This window comes from Glaciecola sp. 2405UD65-10, assembly GCF_048820975.1.
In the GTDB taxonomy this organism is placed as follows: domain Bacteria; phylum Pseudomonadota; class Gammaproteobacteria; order Enterobacterales; family Alteromonadaceae; genus Glaciecola.
In genome coordinates this window covers 61391-79698 of sequence record NZ_JBMEUF010000004.1, presented here as the reverse complement: position 1 = coordinate 79698, position 18308 = coordinate 61391, and the positions used below count along the sequence as shown (strand labels likewise).

Genomic DNA, 18308 nt, shown 5'->3' with positions numbered 1-18308 from the left:
GTTAATACACTCTACGTTCACGTTTCAGTGGTGCCAATAGCAAATAAAATATCCAAGCAAACCAAGAGATGAAAATAACGGCTAAAATCCATGCTGCTTTTTCGCCCCCGGTGGTGCGTCTAGACGTTGCAATCATGATTAATGGTATAAACCAAATCAACATGCAAAATAATCCAATAAACAAACCAAAAATGCCAAAAATAACTTCCATAAACCCGCCCCTTACTTTTACTCATTAACGTTCACTATGTGTGAGTATTGCAATGCTGATGCCATTAATTTTATCTATATTATTCAGGTGGTTAAGTTTTTATGGATTGTGTGACTTTTTGTTTATTTGGTCAAATTAACTAATTATTAGCAATGTTATTAAGGTGCTAGTTAAATAACTATAGATTGTTTTACAGCCCTCTAGCGATAAATTTTGCGCCTTTAATTGGTGTATTATCTGATACCTGATATCATTCTTGCCCATCAAATTAAGGCTCTATTGCGCATTAGCGAAGGGCTCATATTCTTCTAATGGAGTTTTAATTATGCAGTCTCTTTTACTTGGCGTGAACATTGACCATATTGCGACCTTGCGCAATGCCCGCGGCACTCAATATCCAAATCCTGTTCATGCAGCTGATATTGCTGAAAGAGCTGGTGCTGATGGCATTACTATTCACCTGCGAGAAGACCGTCGTCACATAAAAGACGAAGATGTATATACTTTAAAAAACACATTAAATACCCGCATGAATCTAGAAATGGCCGTTACCGATGAGATGCTTGCTATAGCGGCAAAAGTTGTTCCTGAATTCTGCTGTTTGGTGCCTGAAAAACGTGAAGAATTAACCACGGAAGGTGGTTTAGATGTAGCTGGCAATTTATCTAAAATTACGGCTGCTTGCAGCCAACTGCGAGAGCAAGGCACTATGGCATCATTGTTCATAGACGCTGATCAAGCCCAAATTGAAGCGGCGCTTGAGGCCGGCGCACCATTTATAGAAATTCATACAGGGCAATACGCTGAGGCTAAAAATGAACGCGAACAAGCAAGTGAACTTGCTAAACTCATAGAAGGCATTGAGTATGCAGATCGCTTGGGTTTAAAAGTGAATGCAGGGCATGGCTTGCATTATCATAACGTGCAGGCAATTGCAGCTATTCCTCAATTGATAGAACTCAACATAGGCCATGCCATTATTGCCAGAGCTGCATTTGATGGTTTAGCTAAAGCAGTAAGTGACATGCAAACACTTATGCAACAAGCACGTCAGCATGCTCAGTTGCAGCAAACCCTAGCAAACGTAAGCAAGTAACATGATAGTAGGCATTGGCAACGATATTGTTGAAATAGCGCGAATAGAAAAGGCAATGAATGCTAGTGAACGTTTTGCACAGCGTATTTTGACCGAATTTGAATTGCAGGAGTATTTTGCCAGTAAAGCTAAAGCACGTTATTTAGCGAAAAAGTTTGCAAGTAAAGAAGCGCTAGCTAAAGCCCTTGGTACTGGAATAGGGAACGGACTGAGCTGGCAAATGATACAAATTGAACATGATGAGCTGGGCAAGCCAATGGTTGTCCCAATGCCACCTTTGCTAGATAAGTTTAACGACCTAAAAGTGGTGTCTTGCCATATATCTATTTCTGATGAAGTTGAATATGCCACTGCAATGGTTGTACTAGAGTCGTAAAAATAGCGTTATAAGATCAAACGCAACACTAAGGTAAATACTCAATGGCCCAGTTTTTTCAGCCTAAAAAAGGTAAATCAAATAGATCTAAAGTACCCAAAGGCCGGTCTACTGTTCACTCATTAGCTTCACTACAGCCTGATTCAAACACGCAAAATGCGAGCGAAATCATCAGTATAAATAAACTTGATCACACAGGTAAGGGGATTAGTTTCAGCACCCAACCTATTACTATTGTTGAAAACGCCTTGGCGAATGAAACCTGTGAAGTAAAGGTGTATCAAGCTAGCAAAAAAGTACGAAATGCTCGAGTGCTTAAGGTTATTGAAAAAAATGAATATAGACAGGAGCCGTTTTGCCAGTACTACGAAAAGTGCGGAGGCTGTACCTTACAACATGTTCAAGCAGAATATGCCTTAAGTGAAAAGTATGCAGCCTTGCAAGGTTACTTAAGTCATCAGCACCAAGTAGTTGCCGATAAATGGCTTGCGCCTATTCGCTCTGATATCAATTATACGAGCTCAAACACGATACCAGGCAAAAATAGCGTTAACGAAGCCACAGCTTATAGGCGTCGTATACGCTTAGCGGTTGATGCAAGGAACAAGAATAAGGTTAAGGTGGGATATAGAGAGCGTAAAAGCCAGCGAGTAATTGATATACAAAACTGCCCTATAGCGCTTGCTCCCATTCAATCTGCACTTCTTCCTATAAACACAATGCTGAAAGGGTTTCCCTCTATTGCGTCTGTTGGACACATTGTAATAACGGTTGCCGATACCCTTGCATACACACACGAATCTTTCGCTGAAGATACTATTCAACTAGCCTTGTTTGTTACTCAAACGCTGTCAGCTAAATCTATTATGTATTTACAAGAATTTGTGCAAAGCCAAGCGCTTCCTATTAGCGTGGTGGTGAAAAGCAAGCAAGCTGAACCGGTGCTAATAAATGCCTTAAGTGAATCTTTACCTATCTTAAATCAACAAAATACATTGCTACAGGGCGCTCCTCATCATTTTTTGCAAGTAAATGCCCGCGTTAATGACGCCATGTTACGCACAGCTGCAGACTGGTTAAACCCTAAGCCTAATCAAGTGTTGTATGACTTTTTTTGTGGCTCAGGAAACTTCTCGCTTATGCTTGCGCCGAAAGTAAAGTCAGTGCTTGGATTTGAGGGGGTGAATGAAATGGTTGAGCTTGCTCAACATAATGCAGCAGTGAACAATATTGAAAATTGCACATTTGCGACTTGTGATTTGTCAGATGAGCGGGCCTTGGCGCAGATCTCCATGGAAAAAGATAGCTTAGTCATCCTTGATCCTTCCCGTGAGGGCGCATTAGAATTGTGCATAGCACTGGCGAACAAAGCGGTTTCAAAAATATTATATGTGTCGTGTAATCCTAATAGCTTTGCAAGAGATCTTAAACACTTGCAAACTCATTATAAAATAGACAAGATTACAGCCTTAGATATGTTTCCGTTCACTAGCCATTTAGAAGTAATGGCCTTACTCGTTGCAAAACAATAGTGACCTAGCAAAAAGGCAGTATAAAAGAGATTTGACCGTAATGGCTTAATGCCTCTGAGTTATCTCAAGTGCCCAATTGTTGTATATTCAAGGAAAATTATGGTTTCCATAAGAAGCGTTCATCAATTACAACGGCCAGAGTTTCAAAAATGGCTACAAGATTTAAGTTTATCAAGCTCAACTAAAGAAAAGTTGCGTACCGTGTCAGACGCGCCTGAGATTCTCCTGATTGGCCAAGAAATGGTTGAGATATTGCAGCAATTGCACATGGATGATGAAACTCTTCAAGCGGCTTTAGTCTATCCTTATTGTGAAATTCATCAATTAACGCAAGAAGAAGTGGTAGAGCGTTTTGGTGAAAATATCGCTTATTTGGTTGAGAACGTTCGCAAAATGCGCGCAATTAACTCTTTGCAATCTAAACGTGTTACATCAGATGCCACGCAAATTGAGAACTTGCGTAACATGCTATTGACTATGGTTGAAGATGTACGAGCCATAGTAATCAAAATGGCCGAGCGAATTTGCACATTACATAAAATAAAAGACGAAGACGAGGAAACCCGTGTTTTGGTGGCTAAAGAATGCGCCACTATATATGCGCCCTTAGCCAATCGCTTAGGAATTGGCCAGCTAAAATGGGAATTAGAAGATCTATCGTTCCGTTATTTGCACCCGCAAACTTATAAACGTATTGCCAGCATGCTAAAAGAAAAGCGTAGCGATAGAGAGCAATACATTCAAGATTTTGTGATTCATTTACAAGCGCTCTTAGACAAAGAAAAGATTCAAGCGCAAGTAATAGGGCGGCCTAAGCACATTTATAGTATTTATAAAAAGATGCATAAGAAAAGCTTAGGATTTGAGCAGTTATTTGACATTAGAGCCTTGCGCATTATTGCTGACAGGCTGCAAGATTGCTATGCCGCATTGGGAATTGTTCATGCGAATTTTAAGCATATTCCTAGCGAGTTTGATGATTACATAGCTACTCCGAAACCTAATGGCTACCAAAGTATTCATACTGTAGTAATTGGGCCGGCTGGCAAATCGCTAGAAATACAAATTCGTACTTCACAAATGCATCAAGATGCTGAACTAGGCGTAGCTGCGCACTGGAAATATAAAGAGGGTAGTGCGGGTAAAACAGCGAGCAATGACGAACGCGTTAACTGGCTTCGTAAAATCTTGCAGTGGCAAGAAGAAATGGCCGAGTCAGGCAATCTCGTTGAAGAATTTAGAAGCCAGGTGTTTGATGACCGTGTGTATGTTTTTACGCCTAAAGGTGACGTGATTGACCTGCCGGTGGGCGCCACTCCGCTTGATTTTGCTTACTACATTCATAGCAACGTGGGGCATCGCTGCACGGGGGCTAAAATTAATGGGCGTATTGTTCCGTTTACCTACCATCTTAAAAATGGTGATCAAGTAAGTGTGCTCACAAGCAAAAATGGGACGCCTAGTCGAGACTGGATGCATCCGGGTTTAGGCTACGTTCATACCTCAAGAGCGCGTGCTACTATTCATTCTTACTTTAAAAAGCAAGACAAAGACAAAAATATTGAAGCGGGGAAAGAGTTACTGGAGCGGGAACTACTTAAGGTCAATTTAAGCCTTAAACATGCTGTTGATGTGGTTGATAAATACAATCTTAAATCAATTGATGACTTATACGTGGCAATAGGCGCTGGTGATTTGCGGGTCATGAATGTTATTAACAGCATCTCGACCATACACATTGCGCCTGAGCCTGAAGAAGAAATCGCGCTTGCTAAGCCACGCAAAAAGCAAGGTAAGAAACAGCAAGACGCCGTAATTGCTGAAGGTGTGGGTAACTTATTGAGCCAGTTGGCCAATTGCTGTAAACCCGTACAAGGTGATGCGATTGTTGGTTACATAACCCAAGGTAAAGGCGTGAGTGTTCATAAAGAAGCGTGTCAGAATTTAGAGCATTTATTGTCGCAACATCCTGAGCGTGAAATAGAAGTAAGTTGGTCAGAGGATTATTCATCAAGCTTTGAAGCCAATTTAGATATATTTACCACTGATAGAACCGGCATACTTCGTGATATTACAACTGTGCTTGCGAATGACAAGGTTGGCTTACTTGGCGTAAATAGCTTCAGTGATAAATCTAACTATAAAGCTAAAATTACTATTACCATTGATGTGCTCAACCGTGAAGCACTTGAGAAAGTAACAGAACGTTTAAAACAAATTAAAGATGTTTCAGACGTAGTGCGTTTAACGCGTTAATCAAGTAAATTACGCCGCTGTTTGGTATTTTGTATAAATTATTTGCAATTAGCACTTCGCTTTTTGCTGTAAATCTGTATAATTCGCGACCTGCCCAGTTACGCCCACCTTTGGGAAGGTGGAAGATTGATCGGCTCGAAGGGGTCATATGATTGATATTAATAACTTTTTTTAAATATTTTTTTGGGTGAAATTGAAATGAAAACTTTTGTTGCTAAACCAGAAAGCGTTGAACGCGACTGGTTCGTGGTAGACGCCACAGACAAAACGTTAGGTCGCTTAGCGGCTGAAATCGCAACTAGATTGCGTGGAAAGCATAAGCCAGAGTATACGCCTCACGTAGACACTGGTGATTACATTGTTGTTGTTAATGCTGAAAAAATTACCGTAACGGGTAATAAAGCGAAAGGCAAAATTTACTATAACCACTCTGGTTATGTAGGTGGCTTGAAAGAAACTACTTTTGAAAAACTACTAGCGAAAAAGCCTGAAGCGGTTTTAGAGCGTGCAGTTAAAGGTATGTTGCCGAAAGGACCACTAGGCCGCGCTATGTTCCGTAAAATGAAAGTATTCATTGGACCAGAGCACACGCATCAAGCACAACAGCCACAAGTTTTGGATATATAAGGAGCGCGCACAATGGCAGATACTCAATATTATGGTACAGGTCGTCGCAAAAGCTCAACAGCTCGCGTATTCCTTCGTCCAGGTAACGGCACTATCACGGTTAACAAACGTCCACTAGACGTTTTCTTCGGTCGTGAAACTGCTCGTATGATCGTTAAGCAGCCACTAGAATTAGTGGATATGCTAGAAAAGTTTGACCTTTACGTTACTGTTTCTGGTGGCGGTATTTCAGGACAAGCTGGCGCAATCCGTCACGGTATTACCCGTGCACTTATGGAATATGACGAAAGTCTTCGTCCAGAATTGCGCAAAGCTGGCTTTGTTACTCGTGATGCACGTCGTGTTGAACGTAAGAAAGTTGGTCTACATAAAGCTCGTAAGCGTCCACAGTTCTCAAAACGTTAATCGTTTTTACTGCAAAGCTTATTTGCAAAGCAAATTCAAAAACCCAGCTTCGGCTGGGTTTTTTTTTGTTTTAAATTAGTGCATATTGCCAATGAAGACCATAGTCCAATAGGCAGATTAAGTGCTTGTGTGCAAAATTGTTGACTCAAAACAAACTTAAAGCACCCTTTTTTGCAGTAAAACCTTGTGTTTTATAAGTGTTTTCTTTTACCATACGCGGTAAAATTTTATTGGGTAATGCGGCGCAAGCTTGGTTTAATGAAATCACGATTGCAGGCGATAACCCAGTAACACAGCAAAATGTAGGTTGAAAGGCCTTTTCCAACCCTCGGAGAATAGTTGATGAGCGAAGTATCAATAGATGCTAATAAGTCAGCCCAGAACGGCAATACAGACGCGCAAGCTTCTGATAACGGTCGCCGTAAATTCCTTACTGTTACTACCGCCGTTATTGGTGCTGTAGGCGCAGCAGGGGCTGCGGTTCCTTTTATTGCATCGTGGCAACCAAGTGCTAGAGCAAAAGCAGCGGGTGCTGATGTTGAAGTTGACATTAGTGGTATTCAGGCTGGCCAGTTAATTCGTGTAGAATGGCGCGGTAAACCAGTATGGGTAGTTAGAAGAACGCCTGAACTTCTTGCATCATTAGGTGCGCATGAAGATCAACTACGTGACCCTGAGTCTGATAATGAACAGCAGCCAGCATATGCGAAAAACCAATATCGCTCTATTAAATCAGAGTATTTAGTATTGGTAGGTATTTGTACTCACCTAGGTTGTTCTCCGCAGCATTTAATTGATGGCGCATTCGCTCAGTATGCTGAAGGCGTAGCTGAAGGTTTCTTCTGCCCTTGTCACGGTTCTAAGTTTGATATGGCTGGCCGCGTTTTCCAAGGCGTACCTGCTCCGTTAAATCTAGTAGTACCTCCGTACATGTTTGTTGATGACAACACCTTACTGATTGGTTCAGACGAGGAGACTGCATAATGAACGCATTCTTAGGATGGATAGAACAACGAATTCCAATGATGCGCGTTGCAAATATGCACGCAATTCAATACCCAGCACCCAAAAACATGAACTTTTGGTATGTGTTTGGGTTTTTAGCCACCATCGTATTGGTTAACCAGATCCTAACGGGTGTGTGGTTAACTATGAACTTTGAGCCTTCAGCTGAGCGCGCGTTCGCATCAGTTGAGTATATTATGCGTGAAGTAGACTACGGTTGGCTTATTCGCTATATGCACAGCACGGGCGCATCTGCTTTCTTTATTGTAGTGTACATGCACATGTTCCGCGGCATGATCTACGGCTCTTACCAAAAACCACGTGAGTTATTGTGGATTTTCGGTATGTTAATTTACTTAGCGCTTATGGCTGAAGCCTTCATGGGATATGTATTACCATGGGGACAAATGTCTTACTGGGGCGCACAGGTTATTGTATCTTTATTTAGTGCAATTCCCGTTGTAGGTCCTGATCTAGTACAATGGATTCAGGGTGACTACGTAATTTCAGGCGCAACCTTAAACCGCTTCTTTGCCTTGCATGTTATTGCGCTACCACTTGTTATCGTAATTCTGGTGTTCTTGCACATTGTTGCTTTGCACGAAGTTGGCTCTAATAACCCTGATGGCGTAAACATTAAACGTCCTAAAGGTAGCCTAAGCGAAGAAGAAAAAACCAAATTTAAGATTCATGAATACTACACTGACAAATATGACATCGTAGATGATGTAGTACCGTTCTTCCCGCACATAGTGCTAAAAGACTTAGTGGCATTTACCATATTCTTATTTGCATTTTGTTACATCATGTTCTTCATGCCAGAAATGGGCGGTTATTTCTTAGAGCATCCTAACTTTGAAATTGCTAACCCATACAAAACACCAGAACATATTTTCCCTGTTTGGTACTTCACACCTTTCTACGCTATTTTGAAAGCTGTTCCAGATAAATTATTAGGTGTATTGGCAATGTTTGGTGCGATTGCATTCTTGTTCGCATTACCATGGTTTGATCGCAGCAACGTGCGTTCATGGCGTTACAGAAGTGGATTGCATAAAGTAAATCTAATTGTGTTCGCAATAGTGTTTATTTTCCTTGGTTACTTAGGTGGTACGCCACAAGAAGCATGGAAAATTACAGCATCACAAGTAGCCACTGTATTCTACTTCGGTTTCTTTATATTGCTGTTTATATATTCTAAAAACGAAAAGACTAAACCTGTACCTGCGAGGATCCCTAAATGAGAAAATGGATTGCACTGATATTACTCGTGCCTAGCTTCGCGTTTGCAGCAGGCTCTTCACATCCTTTAGATGATGTTGATATTGACCTTAAAGACAAAGCATCATTGCAAAATGGTGCAAAGGTTTTCATGAACTACTGCTTAGGTTGCCACCAAATGCAGTATCAAAGATATCAACGTACGTTTAACGATTTAGAAATTCCAGAGGACTTAGGGCAACAATACCTTCAGTTTACTGGCGAAAAAGTGTCAGACTATATTACTTCACCTATGCCAGCTGATGAAGCTGCCGTATGGTTTGGTGCTCCACCTCCTGATTTAACGCTTGTTGCTCGTGTGCGTGGTCCAGAGTGGCTATATTCTTACTTGAGAAGTTTCTACGTTGATGAAAGCAAAACATTTGGTGTAAACAACTTAGTGTTTCCCAATGTTGGTATGCCACATGTACTTGAAAGCTTACAAGGGACACCACGATTAGCCGTTGAAGAAGTGCTTGTTGACGGTGAGCTTGTACAACGTCCAAATGGCTTAACTAATGATGGAAACGGTAAGTTAAACGAAGAAGAATACGATGCTGTTATTCGTGACTTGGTTAACTACCTAGTATACACAGGCGAACCTAGTCGACTGGAATCAGAGTCCATGGGGCGTGGTGTACTTATCTTTATTGTAATCTTCTTTGTATTTGCTTTGCTATTGAAGAAAGATTACTGGCGAGATGTCAAGTAATAGTATACAATCTGTCGTCATTTTTAAGGGGTACTGCGCATTGCAGTGCCCCTTTTTACGCTTTACTTTTATTAAACACTTCTTTGTTGCGTAGTACGTAAACGTTAATAAAGAGCGCGGAGGTTTTAATGGCTGTAGCCACAAACAAACGTTCTATCATGACGATGTTTTCAGACAATATCGACATTTACTCACATCAAGTTAGAATCGTATTAGCTGAAAAAGGCGTTGGCGTCGAAGTGATTTACACTGAGCCAAGCCAAATCAATGAAGAGTTGTTGGATCTAAACCCTTACGGGACAGTGCCAACCTTAGTTGATCGTGAGTTGGTGCTTTATAAGTCACACATCATCATGGAATACCTAGATGAGCGTTTTCCGCATCCGCCTCTTATGCCTGTTTATCCAGTGTCTCGCGGCCAAAGCCGTCTTATGATGCACCGTATAGAGCAAGATTGGTATGCATTAGCAGCTCGTGTTTTCAGAAACGACCCAGGTGCTAATGAAGCGCGCAAAGAATTAAAAGAAGCAATATTAAGCCTAGCGCCTATTTTTGCAGAAACTGATTATTTTATGAGTGAAGAATTCAGTTTAGTTGATTGCTACTTAGCTCCGCTATTGTGGCGTTTACCTGCATTAGATATTGAACTTGATGGCCAAGGTAGCCGTGAAGTGGTTGCTTACATGAAACGTATTTTCGAAAGAGGTTCGTTTAAAGCTTCACTTACTGACCAAGAAAGAGAGATTCACAACCCACTATAAGGTGGATTGTGATAACAAGGGATTTTGTATGCAAGACATGACGCCTAATCAGCCTTATTTGTTACGCGCATTCTTTGATTGGATAGTCGATAATGAGCTAACTCCATATATGGTAGTTAATGCTGATTTTCCCGATGTTAAAGTCCCTACTCAGTTCGTCAATGATGGCCAAATCGTGCTGAACGTTTCGCCCAGTGCCTGCGTAAATTTCGTTTTAGATACGCAATGGGTGCAATTCCAAGCACGTTTTTCTGGACAACCTATGCTTGTTTCGTTTCCTTGTGTGGCCGTAGAGGCGATTTACGCAAAAGAGAATGGTGCTGGTACAGTGTTTAGCGTTCCCGAGCCACCTGAGCCTACTACGCCCTCTGAGGACGACTCTTCAGGTTTAAGTAGTGTGAATTTGGGTGATGCACCTAAATCGAATAGCCCGCCAAAGGGTAAACCCGGTTTACGCATTGTGAAATAAATAAAAAAAGCCGCTTTTAAGCGGCTTTTTTTATTGTTAACAGAGCGTCAGTTTGCTGTTTAGTTGACTAATTCCATCACTCTAATAACTTTGACCACGCCATCTACATTTCGCACTAACTCTACCGCAGCAGTCGCTTCTGTTTTAGTTAACCTTCCCATAATAAATACTTCGCTGTCTTCAACAATCAGGTCAAGCTTAAGCATGGGGACGTTGTCATTAGCGGCCATTAGGGTACGAATTTTAGTGCCTAAGTAAATATCGTTAATGGTTGAAGTTGTGGGAATAGGCTCACCTAAACGGACTTGATTGTGCACTTTAAGCACATTAGTTACACCCGAGGCGGCCGTTTGCACTTGTTCAATTAAAGCCTGTGTTTTAGCTTGCCCTGTTAACAGTACTTGGCCATTGTATACGTGAACGCTTATGTCAGCGTTTTCTTCTACCAAAGGAATTTTGTTAATTGCGGTGCTTACTCGTGCGGTAGTGGTTTTATCATCTATTTGTGTGCCAAGTGAACGACGATCACTGGTTGAAACCGCAGCGGTACCGGCAGCACCTACCGCCACTACCGACACGCAGCCACTAAGTGATGACAATACTAAACCTACTGTTATTAGCTTCTTTATCATTGTTTTAATTTCCGCTAGCCATGGGGAACAGGGTGTTATCAATACATTCGCACAAATTGTGAATGACTAACAAATGCACCTCTTGAATTCGCGCTGTTTTATTTGAAGGAACACGTATTTCTACATCATTTTCACCAATTAAACCAGCCATCTCGCCGCCATCCTTACCCGTTAAAGCAACAATGGTCATATCTCGAGTTAGCGCAGCTTGCATAGCATTAATAACATTTGTTGAATTACCGCTAGTTGATATTGCCAGTAATATGTCGCCAGCCTGGCCTAATGCTTTTACTTGTTTTGAGAATACGTCATCGTAAGAAAAATCATTTGCGATAGATGTAATTGTAGAGCTATCAGTGGTTAATGCTATAGCCGGTAGAGAAGGGCGGTTTCGTTCATAACGATTAAGTAACTCTGATGAAAAATGCTGCGCGTCGCCGGCTGAGCCTCCATTGCCACACGACAATATTTTATTGCCTCGAATTAAAGCATCAGTCATCATTTTAGCCGCTTTCTCAATGGGCTCTGGAAGTGCCTCTGCTGCGGCTATTTTGGTCTGGATGCTTTCAGTAAAGCTTTTCTTAATGTTATCTAACACGCTCTTTTTATCCTTTTACCTAATGTCATACATTCGTTAGCCATTCTAACTGCTCATCGTCTATAGCTACAACATCAATTCGTAAACTGGTGTGATTTAAGTTTAAGTTATACTGCTGTAAATAGCACATAATTGCTTTGTGCATCTTGTTTCGCTTCGCGCTAGTAAATTGCTCTGCGGCCGAACCATGCGTATTATCGGCTCTATATTTGACTTCAACAAACACCCATTGGTTCGCATCTTTAAATATTAAATCAATCTCGCCTAAGGGTACGCTGTAATTTTGTTCTACGAAGTGAAGCCCGTTTAATAGCAAATGCTCTTTAGCTCTAAGCTCTGCGGCCACGCCGGCTAGTCTTGCTTGTTCTCGTTTTCCAATAGCCTTTGACTCGTTCTGCAATTGGCTTAACCGTTGTTGTCAGTAATTGAAAGAGAATTAAGCTGCCTAATTAATATATTATTCTGACCCACCATGAGCTTACCGCTTAAGCCTTGCACGCTCATATGCGTAAAAGTACTTAGCTGAGCAATATTTTCACTTAAGGTAAATGCATCATAGCCAAAAGCAAATAAGCGCAAAAATGCACTAGGGGGTTGGTTAAATAAACCATCAACGGTATTGGATATAGCTAGCTGGCGGCCTTCTGGCAGCAGTAAAGGCATGTCAATAAATACCAAGTTTCGAAGATCGCGTTGGGTATTTTTATTTTGCTTATGGTCATAGCTATATGAACTCGCAAACACAGGTATCTGCTTTTCCGTAAACAGGCTAATACTCGCTTCAATAATGGGGTTTATTAACTCAAGGTCATTCGGCTTTGCAAATACAACGAATGCGTCTAAGTCGCGGCGATTGCGAGTTACACTATAAACGCGTTCATTGCTTATATTACTCAATTGCTGAATACGGCGCTGACTTTGCAATACATCTAACGATGCTGTTATACCAATACGCATACTTTTATTGTCGGTATAACTAATACTCTCAATGCCTTGCGTTAGGACTTTAATATTTGCCTCGTCTAACTTGCTCATCCAGGCTTCATTAAATGCCTTGGCCATACGTTTGCCAACATTTGAGCTATCATCTATCACAACTGGATTCTTAATACCGCGTGATTGCATTAGCGTAGCTAGTTGGCGAGCTTCTTGTTCTGGCGACAATGAATAAAATGCGCGAACCAGGCCATCAGAATTTTCAAAGTTTTCATCGTTGTTTAGGAAGATTCGCTTTTGCTTGGGGAAATTAAGTTGCGCGAGTTGCTCAATATGTGACTTTAATAGCGGTCCAATTACTGTTTCGTAATTAGCCAAGGTATCGGCATTTATATCTGGAGACAATTCACTGGCCGATCCGGTGTCTAAAAATGTAATAGACGGCTCGTCTTGATTTTGCTGTTCTTGGGTATGCTGCAAATACGCAGCTAAAATGCCTTGCTTAATTGCTTCTCCTTGGCTAGAAAGCCTTCCACTAAGAGGAAGTAAGATGGCAGTATGTACACCATTACTTTGTTCTAAATTTAGATAATCTAGTATTTGGCTTGGTTGATGCTTAGTAATATAAGCATCTGGAAACTGGCTAAACCATTGTTTGATATTGGCCTGCCTGGTGCTGTCATTTAATGACAGATCTTCAACAATTTGCAGTATGGCTAGATGGTCTTGTAAAAACGGATAAATACTCACTAATTGAGCCTGCGAGGCGTCAGAAGCTAAGGAAAACCATTTCCACAATGCGTTACTGTATGCAAAGGTACTGATTGACTCTTTATTTGCGTCTTGCTTCAATAGCATATCAATTGCCGCTGAATATTGCTTTTCTTCAGCCAGTAATTTAGCTCGAGCTAGGGTAGCTCTTTGGCCTAAATCTAGATCAATTGAACTAGCAACGCTTGTTTGGAAAGACCCGCTATCAATCAAATACGTATCTTCTGACCATTTATGCATCAAGGTTAAAAGTGGTTTAGGAATCCCCTCTTTATGCAACGTGAATTGGCATTCTAACTTAAGCAAACTCGACAAACCCTGAGTAAAAGGTGCCAATGAATTATCGTTAATACTGGCTAGTACTTGCTCTGCCTCTAAACATCTGTTTTCACTGACGTATACATTTGCTAACTTAACTAACGCTAAATTACGTGAGGCAATATTTTGTGATTTAGCATACGCACGTTCAATGGCATTAATTCCTGTAGCCGCCTCAGATATTACAACACTTGAATTCGAATTCGTTTCAGGTGTGTCAAGGCGGGCAGGTTTGGGTGTTGAGCCGCAACCGTATAAGGTACTAATAGTTACCAATGCACACCAGAAATTTTTGTTATTTGTCATACACAACCTGAGTATTTAAAAATGAGTTTATTTGTTTTCGCCTGTAGTAAGTTGGCGGCAACTTAACAGTTTACTGAGCTTGTTGAAAATATCTAGCACAAATCATGCAATCTGTACTTAAGTTTGTGTAAACTAGCCCTTAAGTTCATCAATCACGAAAAGTAGGCGAAATTTGTCGGGCATTTTATATATTGTACCCACGCCAATAGGCAATTTATCAGATATTTCTCAGCGCGCCTTAGATGTATTGTCTGAAGTAAGCTTAATTGCGGCGGAAGATACACGCCATTCAGGCCAACTTTTGCATCATTATGGTATCGGAACGAAAACCATTAGCTTGCATGATCATAACGAAGCCCAGCGTACCCAAATATTAATCAAAAAATTAAGCGAAGGTGAGTCTATTGCCCTCATTTCAGATGCGGGAACTCCGCTTATTAGCGACCCAGGTTACACCTTAGTGAGTACTTGCAGAGCACATAAGTTAAAGGTTATCGCACTTCCCGGGCCATGTGCGCTTACTACCGCGCTCAGCGCATCAGGTTTACCAACTGATCAGTTTATGTTCTCAGGTTTTTTACCGGTTAAGCAAAAGGCAAAACAAGACGCTATCACCAGCGCTGCAAAACGCCATATGACCTGCGTATTTTATGAATCACCTAGGCGAGTTAAAGACACTATTCTCACGTGCATTGATGTGCTGCCTGCTTTGCATCATATTGTATTGGCCAAAGAGCTTAGCAAACACTTTGAAACTTATATAAGTGGAAGTGCACAGGAAGTACTTTCATGGTTAGAAGAAGACCAAGCGCATCAGAAAGGCGAATTTGTGTTAATGCTGTATTGTAAAGCCCCTAATGATGAAGCTTTACCGGCTCAAGCAATTGCATTGTTGAATCAATTAGGAGCGCTACTTCCCCCTAAACAGGCAGCTGCAGTGGTAAGTGAGCACTATAAACTTAACAAAAAGCAGCTGTATGAATACGCGCTAGCAAATAAGACTAAGTAAATTAAACGCTGTCGAAAAGGTCTTGGACACGTTGGCGAAGCTCATCAATATTGCTAATGTCGGCTGGCGCAATAAATATTGTGTCATCACCGGCAATTGTGCCTAACACCCCATCAGTGTGACTTAAAGAATCAAGCAAGCGGGCAATGAGTTGTGCGGCTCCTGGGCTGGTTCTAATAATCACCATTACATTATTATGCACTATATCAAGCACGAGTTGCTTCAGTGGGCTTTTAGCCGTTGGCATGCCGAGTTCAGGTGGCAAGCAATAGACCATGTCACCACGCGCATCACGGGTACGTACCGCACCAAACTTACTTAACATACGCGATACTTTCGATTGGCTAATATTGTCAAAACCAAGTGATTTTAAACCACTTACAATTTCGCCTTGTGAGCCATAGCTTTCTGTATTTAAAATTTCTCGGAATGCTTTAACTAATACATCTTGTTTTTGTGTAGTCATGTTAACTTGAATACTCTTTTGTTGTCTTGTGAATGCAACGGTCTTGCGTATTTTGCTACAAGGCTGGCGAATTGGCAATTATTCACACAAAAAATACCCAGCTTAGGCGACTAATTGCTTACTTAGACCATAGGGTGATTGAGATTATGTCAAATTTGGGCTAATCTTCGGGCTCAATTTATCAATCTTGTTTAACCGGAGATAACTTTATGAAAGTAGCCGTATTGGGCGCAGCTGGTGGTATTGGTCAAGCCTTATCGTTGTTATTAAAAACACAATTACCTGCAGGCTCAGAATTATCATTGTACGATGTAGCACCTGTAGTACCGGGCGTAGCCGTAGACCTTAGCCACATCCCTACCGATGTTAAAGTTGCCGGTTTTGGTAAAGATGACCTTGCCGCGGCATTAAGCGGTTGTGACATAGTATTGATTCCAGCAGGCGTTCCAAGAAAACCTGGAATGGACCGTTCTGACTTGTTCAACATTAACGCGGGTATTGTTAAAAACCTAATTGAAGCATGTGCTGACAACTGTCCTAAAGCATGTATTGGTGTAATTACTAACCCAGTAAACACAACGGTTGCTATTGCCGCTGAAACACTTAAAGCTAAAGGCGTTTACGATAAGAATAAATTATTTGGTGTAACTACGCTTGATGTTATTCGTTCTGAAACCTTCATTGCTGAATTAAAAGGCAAAAGCACGTCTGAAATTCACGTACCGGTAATTGGTGGTCACTCTGGTACCACAATTTTACCATTGCTATCACAGGTTGAAGGCGTGAGCTTTACCGATGATGAAATCGCATCTTTAACGCCGCGCATTCAAAATGCAGGTACTGAAGTTGTTGAAGCTAAGGCGGGTGGCGGTTCAGCTACATTGTCTATGGGTCAAGCTGCAGCACGTTTCTGCTTATCATTAGTAGATGCAATGCAGGGCAAAGACGTTACTGAATATACTTATGTTCAAGTAGACGGTTCTGAAGATGCTGCATTCTTTGCTCACCCAGTACGTTTGGGTAAAAATGGCGTTGAAGAAATTTTGCCTTACGGCGAATTAAGCGCATTTGAACAAAAAGCGAAAGAAGATATGCTTGAAGGCTTACGTGGCGATATCAAACTAGGTGTTGATTTCGTAAACGGCTAAGTACTAAAGCTTAAAAAAAACCAGCCTTAGCGCTGGTTTTTTTGTGCCTGTAGTGTCTTAATTTATATTGCTATGTGTAGCGGAAGAGTAGGTAGCACAACGCTTTCGCCAACCAGCTAGCCAGCGCTGCTCAACTTCTTGCTGTGAGGAAAGCTTCACTCTTCTTGTTAATACTTCATCGCAAGCATAGTGAAAAGCTTTGTGAGGGTTGTTATTTGCCGGGTCCATACTTTGTAAAACTTGTAATAAGCCCCATCCTTCCCCTTGATACGTTTCTGTTGATGAAACACCTTCCCCTTTAAAATTAACATAGTCAATTAAGGCATATAAGCCTAGCTCACTAGAAGATAAAGTGTGAAAGTTGGTACTTACTAACTTTTGTTGGGCGGCGCTTTCAATATGACTTAGCATTAAGGGCAGTGCTTGTTGCATACGCTTATGAATAAAGGCGACTTGATAATCCATGGTATTGCTTAACAAGTCCTTTAAATCACTCATTTTTACGCTATTCGATGCAGCCATAAAAGCGCTTTTACTGCTCCAAGGTAAGTCATGGGTATATTGCAACCAACTTGGCATGGCTAGATTCTGGGCTTTAAAATAGTCAATTAAGGCGGGAAAGGTTTCTGTAAATGGGCTTGTGCTGTTTTCTGGAAACCAAATGAAATGGCCAATGCCTAAACTTGCGAAGTTTTCGCCATTATTCCAAGCAATCAAATTTTCGAGTTTGCCACCGGTTTCATTTATATATATTTTCTGCCCTATAGCACGCAGTTGCTCTTGTGAAAGTGTGAGTTGTCCCTCACTATGCTTTTTGCCGCTTGCAGCTATTTCACCTGCACTACTAAAGCCAGCAGTCATTACTAATATCATGAATAACACGCGCGTTGCAGTCAAATTTATTGGCATAATTTAAACGCGCGTATTGTTATTTTTATCACGGCTTTGCTTAATGAGTTCATCACCGCGTTCGTAATCTGATTTAGCCAAGCGGTCATACAGCACCACATTAGCGGTTACCGCTAAATTCATACTTGAACGAGTAGGAATATAAACCACGTCATCACATTGGTCTAAAACAGCCTGCGGAATAGAGCCGTCTTCAGGGCCAAATATGTAAAATGCATTCTCAGGATGTTTAAACTCCGGCAAAGCGGTGGCACCTTCCACCAGTTCAATCGCAATTTTTCTTGCCCCCAAAGGCGCGTCTTTTATTAAATCATCTACGGCAATGCTAGGTAAGCTTTGATGAAATTTCTTGGTGTCTTCATGAAAGGCTTTTGCATGGGTGTAGCGTTGGCCGGTGTATAAAATGGACGCGACCCCAAAGCAGCCAGCCGCGCGCAAAATAACGGCAACGTTGCTAGCTGACTTAGGGTTAATTAGTCCAATATTGACTTGTTGTAATGCCATA

At 41.3% G+C, this 18308-nt stretch carries 21 protein-coding genes; 13 read left to right on the top strand and 8 right to left on the bottom strand.

What is annotated here, in order from left to right; all coding sequences use genetic code 11:
* Position 1: 1 nt before the first annotated feature.
* Positions 2-211 (bottom strand): PLDc N-terminal domain-containing protein, encoded by a 210-nt coding sequence (locus tag ACOI22_RS17120; RefSeq protein WP_420673362.1) that lies wholly within the window; start codon positions 209-211, stop codon positions 2-4.
* A gap of 325 nt (positions 212-536) precedes the next feature.
* Between ACOI22_RS17120 and pdxJ the strand changes: the two genes are divergently transcribed.
* From pdxJ to ACOI22_RS17065, 11 genes are all read left to right on the top strand, one after another.
* The gene (gene pdxJ / locus ACOI22_RS17115) at positions 537-1307 is read left to right on the top strand and encodes a pyridoxine 5'-phosphate synthase (RefSeq protein WP_420673361.1); all 771 of its coding nucleotides are present in this window, start codon (positions 537-539) and stop codon (positions 1305-1307) included.
* A 1-nt stretch (position 1308) separates the two neighbouring features.
* Positions 1309-1683 (top strand): holo-ACP synthase, encoded by a 375-nt coding sequence (gene acpS / locus ACOI22_RS17110; protein ID WP_420673360.1) that lies wholly within the window; start codon positions 1309-1311, stop codon positions 1681-1683.
* Positions 1684-1727: 44 nt separating this feature from the next.
* On the top strand, positions 1728-3215 hold the full coding sequence (rlmD, locus tag ACOI22_RS17105; RefSeq protein WP_420673359.1) for a 23S rRNA (uracil(1939)-C(5))-methyltransferase RlmD: 1488 nt from the start codon (positions 1728-1730) through the stop codon (positions 3213-3215).
* 99 nt (positions 3216-3314) lie between these two features.
* Positions 3315-5471, top strand: coding sequence for a GTP diphosphokinase (relA, locus tag ACOI22_RS17100; RefSeq protein ID WP_420673358.1), 2157 nt, complete (start codon positions 3315-3317; stop codon positions 5469-5471).
* A 198-nt stretch (positions 5472-5669) separates the two neighbouring features.
* A complete protein-coding gene (gene rplM / locus ACOI22_RS17095; protein WP_420673357.1) occupies positions 5670-6098 on the top strand; it encodes a 50S ribosomal protein L13 in 429 nt (142 codons plus the stop codon).
* Positions 6099-6110: 12 nt separating this feature from the next.
* A complete protein-coding gene (gene rpsI / locus ACOI22_RS17090) occupies positions 6111-6503 on the top strand; it encodes a 30S ribosomal protein S9 (RefSeq protein ID WP_420673356.1) in 393 nt (130 codons plus the stop codon).
* A 342-nt stretch (positions 6504-6845) separates the two neighbouring features.
* Entirely contained in the window at positions 6846-7487 is a 642-nt protein-coding gene (petA, locus tag ACOI22_RS17085) for a ubiquinol-cytochrome c reductase iron-sulfur subunit (RefSeq protein WP_420673355.1), read from the top strand.
* Positions 7487-8752, top strand: coding sequence for a cytochrome b (locus ACOI22_RS17080; RefSeq protein ID WP_420673354.1), 1266 nt, complete (start codon positions 7487-7489; stop codon positions 8750-8752). The genes petA and ACOI22_RS17080 overlap by 1 nt, the downstream gene beginning before the upstream one ends.
* Positions 8749-9480: a cytochrome c1 gene (locus ACOI22_RS17075; protein WP_420673353.1), complete on the top strand. Its 732-nt coding sequence runs from the start codon at positions 8749-8751 to the stop codon at positions 9478-9480. Before ACOI22_RS17080 ends, ACOI22_RS17075 begins: the two co-directional genes overlap by 4 nt.
* Before the next feature lie 128 nt (positions 9481-9608).
* On the top strand, positions 9609-10241 hold the full coding sequence (sspA, locus tag ACOI22_RS17070) for a stringent starvation protein SspA (RefSeq protein ID WP_420673352.1): 633 nt from the start codon (positions 9609-9611) through the stop codon (positions 10239-10241).
* A 37-nt stretch (positions 10242-10278) separates the two neighbouring features.
* On the top strand, positions 10279-10710 hold the full coding sequence (locus ACOI22_RS17065; protein WP_420673400.1) for a ClpXP protease specificity-enhancing factor: 432 nt from the start codon (positions 10279-10281) through the stop codon (positions 10708-10710).
* A gap of 59 nt (positions 10711-10769) precedes the next feature.
* On the opposite strand, the gene ACOI22_RS17060 is transcribed toward ACOI22_RS17065, so the two are convergent.
* Genes ACOI22_RS17060 through ACOI22_RS17045 form a run of 4 tightly spaced genes read right to left on the bottom strand, consistent with a single transcriptional unit; the run spans position 10770 to position 14271 of the window.
* Positions 10770-11342, bottom strand: a complete 573-nt coding sequence (locus tag ACOI22_RS17060; protein ID WP_420673351.1) for a BON domain-containing protein — start codon at positions 11340-11342, stop codon at positions 10770-10772.
* 4 nt (positions 11343-11346) lie between these two features.
* Entirely contained in the window at positions 11347-11940 is a 594-nt protein-coding gene (locus ACOI22_RS17055; RefSeq protein WP_420673350.1) for a phosphoheptose isomerase, read from the bottom strand.
* A gap of 25 nt (positions 11941-11965) precedes the next feature.
* The gene (locus ACOI22_RS17050; protein ID WP_420673349.1) at positions 11966-12340 is read right to left on the bottom strand and encodes a YraN family protein; all 375 of its coding nucleotides are present in this window, start codon (positions 12338-12340) and stop codon (positions 11966-11968) included.
* Positions 12341-12345: 5 nt separating this feature from the next.
* Complete coding sequence (locus ACOI22_RS17045; protein WP_420673348.1) at positions 12346-14271, bottom strand: penicillin-binding protein activator; 1926 nt, start codon at positions 14269-14271, stop codon at positions 12346-12348.
* 172 nt (positions 14272-14443) lie between these two features.
* Between ACOI22_RS17045 and rsmI the strand changes: the two genes are divergently transcribed.
* Positions 14444-15280: a 16S rRNA (cytidine(1402)-2'-O)-methyltransferase gene (rsmI, locus tag ACOI22_RS17040; RefSeq protein WP_420673347.1), complete on the top strand. Its 837-nt coding sequence runs from the start codon at positions 14444-14446 to the stop codon at positions 15278-15280.
* Between the two features lies 1 nt (position 15281).
* On the opposite strand, the gene argR is transcribed toward rsmI, so the two are convergent.
* Complete coding sequence (gene argR, locus ACOI22_RS17035; RefSeq protein WP_420673346.1) at positions 15282-15746, bottom strand: transcriptional regulator ArgR; 465 nt, start codon at positions 15744-15746, stop codon at positions 15282-15284.
* Positions 15747-15955: 209 nt separating this feature from the next.
* On the opposite strand from argR, the gene mdh reads away from it, so the two are divergent.
* Complete coding sequence (gene mdh / locus ACOI22_RS17030) at positions 15956-16894, top strand: malate dehydrogenase (RefSeq protein WP_420673345.1); 939 nt, start codon at positions 15956-15958, stop codon at positions 16892-16894.
* Between the two features lie 57 nt (positions 16895-16951).
* Here the strand turns inward: mdh and ACOI22_RS17025 are convergent, their stop codons facing one another.
* Together ACOI22_RS17025 and ACOI22_RS17020 are read right to left on the bottom strand one after the other, a co-directional pair.
* Entirely contained in the window at positions 16952-17767 is an 816-nt protein-coding gene (locus tag ACOI22_RS17025) for a hypothetical protein (RefSeq protein ID WP_420673344.1), read from the bottom strand.
* Positions 17768-17806: 39 nt separating this feature from the next.
* Positions 17807-18307: an RNA methyltransferase gene (locus tag ACOI22_RS17020; RefSeq protein WP_420673343.1), complete on the bottom strand. Its 501-nt coding sequence runs from the start codon at positions 18305-18307 to the stop codon at positions 17807-17809.
* Position 18308: the final 1 nt, after the last annotated feature.